Origin of the sequence: Streptococcus sp. 1449, assembly GCF_013276805.1 — a bacterium.
GTDB lineage: Bacteria > Bacillota > Bacilli > Lactobacillales > Streptococcaceae > Streptococcus > Streptococcus pseudopneumoniae.
In genome coordinates, this window is record NZ_VMLS01000002.1 from 63,013 (window position 1) to 70,178 (window position 7,166).

Annotated in this window: 6 protein-coding genes; all 6 read right to left on the reverse strand. The window is 40.0% G+C overall.

Translation table 11 applies throughout. The features are described 5' to 3' along the window. Positions 1-7 precede the first annotated feature (7 nt). Positions 8-1,570 (reverse strand): 2-isopropylmalate synthase, encoded by a 1,563-nt coding sequence (locus HT687_RS00445; protein WP_023936521.1) that lies wholly within the window; start codon positions 1,568-1,570, stop codon positions 8-10. A 314-nt stretch (positions 1,571-1,884) separates the two neighbouring features. Next, positions 1,885-2,541, reverse strand: a complete 657-nt coding sequence (locus HT687_RS00450; RefSeq protein WP_023936522.1) for an MmcQ/YjbR family DNA-binding protein — start codon at positions 2,539-2,541, stop codon at positions 1,885-1,887. Between the two features lie 43 nt (positions 2,542-2,584). After that, entirely contained in the window at positions 2,585-3,217 is a 633-nt protein-coding gene (locus HT687_RS00455; RefSeq protein ID WP_023936523.1) for a copper homeostasis protein CutC, read from the reverse strand. A 92-nt stretch (positions 3,218-3,309) separates the two neighbouring features. Next, entirely contained in the window at positions 3,310-3,669 is a 360-nt protein-coding gene (locus tag HT687_RS00460) for a YbaN family protein (protein WP_023936524.1), read from the reverse strand. A gap of 105 nt (positions 3,670-3,774) precedes the next feature. Next, positions 3,775-5,862 (reverse strand): type I DNA topoisomerase, encoded by a 2,088-nt coding sequence (topA, locus tag HT687_RS00465; protein ID WP_000179656.1) that lies wholly within the window; start codon positions 5,860-5,862, stop codon positions 3,775-3,777. Positions 5,863-6,027: 165 nt separating this feature from the next. Further along, positions 6,028-7,071 (reverse strand): TIGR00341 family protein, encoded by a 1,044-nt coding sequence (locus tag HT687_RS00470; RefSeq protein WP_007284808.1) that lies wholly within the window; start codon positions 7,069-7,071, stop codon positions 6,028-6,030. Between the last annotated feature and the right edge of the window lie 95 nt (positions 7,072-7,166).

Sequence of the window (7,166 nt, forward strand, 5' to 3'; positions counted from 1 at the left end):
TTCTCCTTTACACACTCGGCATGTCGCGGTAAGAAACACTGCGTCCCATCTCACCAGCATTCTCTTTTTGAACAAAGGTATTAGCGTTTATATAGGCAATAGCCGAAGCCTTCAACACATCGAAATCAAGACCTGCTGCGTTAAATATGGTCTCTGTATCTCTGTTTTCAACAGTGACCAAAACCCGAGCTTGGGCATCGATTCCATCCGTTACCGCATCAATGGTATAGGACACCAAGCGAACGGATTGGTTAAAGAACTTGTCGATAGCGTTAAAGATCGCTTCAACGGAACCTTGACCTGTCGCATTAAATTCGACCTTCTCACCATCCATATTGGCTAGGCTAACGAGCGCTTCAATGTCATTATCTGCATGGGTTTGAAGTTGTAAATCATCAAAATGGAAGCCTTCTGGATTTTCAACCATGGTTCCAGCTACCAGCGCACGAATATCTGCATCTGTGATTTCTTGTTTCTTGTCGGCCAGTGCCTTGAACTTAGCAAAGAGTGGTTTGATATCCTCTTCTGTAAAATCTAGGGCTAGTTCTCTCAGCTTCTCAACGAAGGCATGGCGACCAGACAATTTTCCAAGCGGAAGACTATTACTCTTAACACCAACCAATTCAGGGGTGATAATCTCATAAGTGAGAGGATTTTTAAGAACTCCATCTTGGTGAATACCAGATTCATGAGAAAAAGCATTACCACCAACCACAGCCTTGTTTTTAGGAACTGGAATTCCTGAGAAGCGAGAAACCATTTCTGACGTATTGATGGTCTCATTTAGGACAATACTGGTTTCTGCTTGGTAGTAATCTTGGCGAATATTGAGAGTAACTGCTATTTCTTCCAAAGAAGCATTTCCAGCTCTCTCACCAATACCGTTGATAGTTCCTTCAACACGTCCTGCACCATTCTTGACAGCAGCAAGGCTATTTGCCACTGCCATTCCAAGGTCATCGTGGCAGTGAGGCGAATAGATAATCTGACGATCCGTCTTGACATTCTCAATCAAGTATTTGAAGATAGCACCGTACTCCTCTGGCGTGGTAAATCCAACCGTATCAGGGATATTGATATAAGACGCCCCTGCATCAACCGCTGTTTGAACAACTTGTAAGAGGAAATCCAACTCTGTTCTAGTCGCATCCTCAGGAGAGAATTCGACCACTTCAAACTTAGAACGGGCATAAGAAACATGCTCCTTAATAGCTTCCAAAATCTCTTCCTTGCTCTTATTGAGCTTATACTTACGATGAATGGGACTGGTAGCGATAAAGACGTGAACTTGTGGATACTTGGCGTCCTTTAGGGCCTCGTAACAAGCATCAATATCAGACTTGACAGAGCGGGCCAGACCAGTTACCGCCGTTTTCTTCAAGGCCTTAGCAATCTCCTGCACTGCTGTGAATGAATCAGGACTCGCCGCCGGAAAACCAGCTTCAATGGCTGAAATACCCCATTTCTCAAGCTGCCTTGCTATGGCAATTTTTTCTTTGATTGAAAAGTTAACACCGGGTGTCTGCTCTCCATCCCGAAGGCTGGTATCTAGAAATTCAACTGTTCGCATAAGATTTCCCCTTTTCCAAATGTGATTTTAAAAAAAACATCTCGCTCAGAAACCCAAGCGAGATGTTGATTTACTCCCGCTTGGTAAGCCAAACAGGACTAATGCTTTTTGCACTAGCCCGAGTACCTCAACAACAAAGCGAATTGATTAAACTTAGCTGTTTTCATGTTTGACTTTCTCCTTCGTTTGATATCTTGTTAAGTATTTTAGCATAGGCAAAAGCACTTGTCAAGAAAAAATCAAATATTTTCTGAAAATTTCTTCAGTAGAGAATATTTAGCTAATTGAAAGTTCTTGAAAATCCTTGAAATGTTTCATTTTTTAGAGGTTAAGTTCCAACTTTTTTCTATCAATTCCAGTACCATTTCATCTGACAACGTATCATCAAGCGCCACACTAATCCAGTAGCGTTTGTTCATATGAAAAGCTGGATAAATGCCCTTTTGTGAAAGCAGGTCCACTACTTGATCATGTTTGAGATTGACTGCTTCCACTTGTCCTTCTCTGCCCTTTTCCAGCTTATCCCAAGAGATTTTCATCAAGACGGCATACCACTTTTGATTTCCTTCATGTCTTAATACTGCCGTATCAGGCGATTTCTCCCACAGATACTCCAACTGGTTTCCATACTTTTCCTGAACCTGAACCATGATACGCTTAGTCTGAGGAAAGATAAAATCTTGCACATCAAAACAAGCCTTCCGAATCTGGTAAAGAATCTCCAAACAAGCCTCACGGACACTTCCTACAAAACTCCCACGCATACTTTCCATATGAACTTGAGGATAGAGGTCACCGGTTTCCTGGTCAAAGACCTGAAAGTTCACATTATCAGCAGTAATGGACACAGTCATGACAAAGTCACCCTGCAAAATCTGGCAACTATAGGTCCAGACTCCACTATTTTCTACAAAACCATAAGCATGAGCCTTTTCTTTATTAAATTGATAGGATTTAAAAATTTCAAACATAAGTGAAAACTGCTATCAAAAGCTAGCAGTTCCTTTCTATTTTTTAAAAGACAACCTTGGTTCCATGCAATTGTGTTATCCCCAGCTGGTCAATAAAGGTTTGACGGTTGTCAAGGTCAATCCCTCCACCTGGTAGAATTTCAATTTTACCTTTAGCATGTTCCAAAATTTTGTGATAATGAGCAAAACGTTTGTCTAGAGAGTCGCCAGATACACCAGCACGAGTTAGGATACGAGTGACTCCAGCTTGACTAAGCCAGTCAATAGCTTCTAACTGGTCTTCTTCGCTCAATTCATCAAAGGCCATATGAAAGACAATTTCCATTCCTTTTGAAGCCTCAATTAGCTTCTCCAGATTAGGCTTATCCAACTTTTTATCAGCAGTTAAGGTACCAAATACAACCCCTTGACTTCCAGCCTGAGCAGTCAAGCGAATGTCTTCTAGCATAATAGCAATTTCCATATCATTATAGACAAAGTCGCCACCACGTGGCCGAATCATGGTCATGATGGTTGTATTGTAGTTAGCTGCCAGTTCAACTGCTGCCTTAGTCACTCCATAGCTGGGTGTTGTCCCACCAACTGCAAGATTATCACAGAGTTCGATTCGACGAGCTCCAGCCTCCATCGCTTTTTCAAGCAAGGTCACATTTTCAGCACAAAATTCGTAAATCATTTGATTCTCCTTGAATATTACTTTGAATTTATTATATCATATTGTTGTGAATATGTTTTTATTTTTATCAAGGCAAATAACTACTATTTTAACTATTCTTTGTCTGGAATAACCTTAAAGAGATAATAGGTGATAAAGATGGTCAAGGCTCCCAGACCGATTTTGACAGGTAAAAGAGGTGCAAAATAAATGGAAATTCCCATCAAGATGTAGATAGAGACAATAATCTCTTTTTTACGTTCACGCGCAATAGACTTAGTCTCGCGAAAATCAGCAACATATGCTTGATAGAGCTTGGTATGATACAACCAATCTTCGAAGCGCTTGGAACTTCTGGAGAAACAAGCAATAGACAACAAAAGAAAAGGCGTTGTAGGCAACAAGGGTAAAACAACCCCAACAATTGCCAAGGCCAGTGATAAAAAACCAATTATCAGATAGATAAGACGCATAACTACTCCTAATTAAAATAATCTTCTTCTAGTTTCGCATACAATGATGAATTTTGTCAAGTTCTAACCAAAAAGAGCCTGAAATTCACTTTCAGGACTCTCTTCTTATTTAATCTTTTCTTCTTCGTAGTCACCCTTGCTACAAACAACCTGCTTGCCACCACCACGGACTTTTTTCTCCATGAGGAAGTTTCCACATTTTGGACAGTCACGACCAACAGGCTTGTCCCAAGAGGTAAATTCACATTCTGGATAGCGATTGCAACCATAGAAAAGGCGATTGCGTTTGGTTTTACGCTCAATGATTTGTCCCTGATGACAACTTGGACACTCAACACCAATCTCTTTCACAATTGCTTGGGTATGGCGGCAATCTGGGAAATTGCTACAAGCGTAGAACTTACCAAATCGACCAAGTTTAATGACCATTGGACTGCCACACACTTCACAGTCAAATCCAGCTGGTTCATCCTTAATCTGGATTTTTTCCATTTCTTCTTCAGCCTTGGCCACTTCTTTAGAGAATGGTTTGTAAAAGGCATCAATAACACGTTGCCACTGCTCTTTTCCGACTTCGACATCATCCAGCTTGCCTTCCATTTCAGCTGTGAAGGTCACGTTTACGATATCTGGGAAATATTCAACGATGAGCTTGTTAACAATTTCTCCCAACTCTGTCGGTTCAAAGCGTTTGGCTGCAAGGCGAACATAATAACGTTTCTGAATAGTTTCAATGGTCGGTGCGTAGGTTGACGGACGTCCAACACCATTTTCCTCCAAGGTCTTAATCAATGTCGCTTCAGAATAACGAGCAGGCGGTTGAGTGAAATGTTGCTCTGGTTTGCTATTCACCTGCTTAACCACATCTCCAACAGCCATATCTGGTAACATTTTATTCTTGTCAGAATCATTATAAATGGCAAGATAACCATCAAACTTAACCTGACTACCATTAGCAGCAAATTGAACACCATTTTGCGACAATTTAACAGCCATGGTATCAAAGACAGCAGCTGTCATCTGACTCGCTACAAAACGATTCCAAATAAGAGTATAAAGCTTGAGCTGATCCTTATCCAGATACTTAGCAATACTTTCCGGTGTGTTAAAGACACTTGACGGACGAATAGCCTCATGGGCATCCTGAGCACCTGATGCATTTTTGACCTTGCTACCATGCTTAGAATACTTGCTACCAAAACGGTCTGTAATGAAACTTGCTGCTTCGTTCTGTGCCACTGGACTGATACGAGTCGAATCAGTACGCATATAGGTAATCAAACCTTGCACACCAGAACCGATATTGATCCCTTCATAGAGCTGTTGGGCAACCATCATGGTTTTTCGAGTACGGAAGTTAATTTTATTGGCAGCATCCATCTGCATAGATGAAGTGGTATAGGGTAATGGAGCATTGCGCTTGCGCTCTTTCTTATCTACCTGATCCACTGAAAAATCTTTGCTAGTCAGACGAGACAAGACTTCCTTTACCTCATCATTGCTAGTCAGTTTCAACTTTTTGCCGTCTACTCCATAGAAGGAAGCCTGAAATTGCTTGGTTCCCTTTTTAAAGACAGCATCAATTGTCCAGTATTCTTCTGGCTGGAAGGCATTGATTTCATTCTCACGATCAATGATGAGTTTAAGCGCAATAGACTGAACGCGACCTGCTGACAAGCCCTTCTTGACCTTCTTCCACAAAATAGGCGAAATCGAATAGCCTACCAAGCGGTCTAGGACACGACGAGCCTGTTGGGCATCGACCAAGTCCATATCAATCTTACGAGGTTCTTTAAAAGCATTTTTGACAGCATCTTTGGTGATTTCATTGAAGACCACACGGTTAGCATCATTTTCATCCAAGTTGAGAATATGGGCCAAATGCCAAGAAATCGCTTCTCCTTCACGGTCCGGGTCACTCGCCAGAAAAACTTTATTAGCTTTTTTAGCTTCTTTTTTCAAGTCATTGATAAGAGGGCCTTTTCCTCGGATATTGATATATTGCGGTTCATAATTATTTTCAATATCGACGGACATACTGGATTTCTTCAAATCACGGATATGCCCGACACTGGCTAAAACCTTGTAGTTTCTGCCTAGATATTTTTCAATCGTCTTGGCCTTAGCAGGCGACTCCACGATGACTAGATTTTTTTTAACTGTTGATTTTTTCTTTTTTGTTGCCGTAGCCACAGTATCACACCTTTTCAAAGTAATAAACTTTATAAAGTGTAAACCATTTTTTGAACCCTGTCAAGACTTAGCTACTATAATAGAAGAAAAGTTTATACTTAAGACTTCAGTCTTCCTTTGATATACATAGAAGACTCACGAGAAAAACCAGCTATTCTCAAGAAATTATTGTTCCTCAGACTCTGTATCAAATTTATTGGCTTTTTCCTTTTCTTTTGCTTCCTTATCCTTGATATACTGGAAGAAATACTCCACCAGTTCTTCCTTACTAAGTTGTTCTGAATCAGACAATTGGGAAACTTGAACAGAAACATCACTTAAACCATAGTCACCTCTCTTACTGGAAATCATATCGAGTTCTTCTTCTGTCAAATAATTTCCTGAAATGGTTAGCTTTAGGGTATGAGTCTTTTTAGAATAGATTTTTTTCAAAATATTATGCCCCTGAAATTGCTCTGATATAAATTTCTTAAGGGACTCTTTTTTCAACGTTTCTCTCACTAAAGTCGTTGCAGAGATAAAACTCGGAATCATCAGCAAAACAGCAACTAGAAGCAAAATCCTGCGCATTTTAGAGTCTTCTTCATTATCTTTAAAATAATGTTTCTTAACCATCATCAACCTAACACCTATATAAGTCGCAATGACAATAAAGCTACAATTGATGAGGAATAGGTAAGAGGAGCCTATGATAAATTTTAGATTAGCAGAAGCAATAGCATAACCTACTGTACAAAGAGGAGGCATCAAGGCGGTTGCAATAGCAACACCAGGAACAATATTATTGGTCTCTTTTTTCCTAGCACCAATAATACCTGCTATCCCTCCTACAAAAGCAATGAGAACATCCCAAATAGTCGGAGAGGTTCTAGCAACAATCTCCGAACTAGCATACGAAATGGGAGAAAGATAAAAATAAAGTGTTGAAGCTATTAGACTGGCAAGAATTTGAATAGCTAATATTTTAAAAGATTTTCTTAACAATTTAAAATCAAATATAGCTAGAGAGAGCCCCACTCCCAGAATAGGTGTCATCAAAGGAGAGATTAACATGGCTCCAATAATCACGGGAGTCGAATCCATATTTAATCCGATAGAGGCGATAAGCATGGCACATAGTAAAATCGCTAAATCACTTCTGGAAAGTTCTAATTCTTCATATATTTTATTTCTAAATTCTATCAACGAATACAGTTTATTATTTGTCACAAATATCTTCCTTTCCCAGCTAACTAGTCGCTAATACTCTTCGAAAATCTCTTCAAGCCACGTCAGCTTCACCTTGCCGTAGATATATGTAACTG

Excerpts from the sequence above, each read along its gene's own strand:
- HT687_RS00445 (WP_023936521.1), bottom strand. The coding sequence starts at position 1,570 with ATGCGAACAGTTGAATTTCTAGATACCAGCCTTCGGGATGGAGAGCAG.
- HT687_RS00450 (WP_023936522.1), bottom strand. The coding sequence starts at position 2,541 with ATGTTTGAAATTTTTAAATCCTATCAATTTAATAAAGAAAAGGCTCAT.
- HT687_RS00455 (WP_023936523.1), bottom strand. The coding sequence starts at position 3,217 with ATGATTTACGAATTTTGTGCTGAAAATGTGACCTTGCTTGAAAAAGCG.
- HT687_RS00460 (WP_023936524.1), bottom strand. The coding sequence starts at position 3,669 with ATGCGTCTTATCTATCTGATAATTGGTTTTTTATCACTGGCCTTGGCA.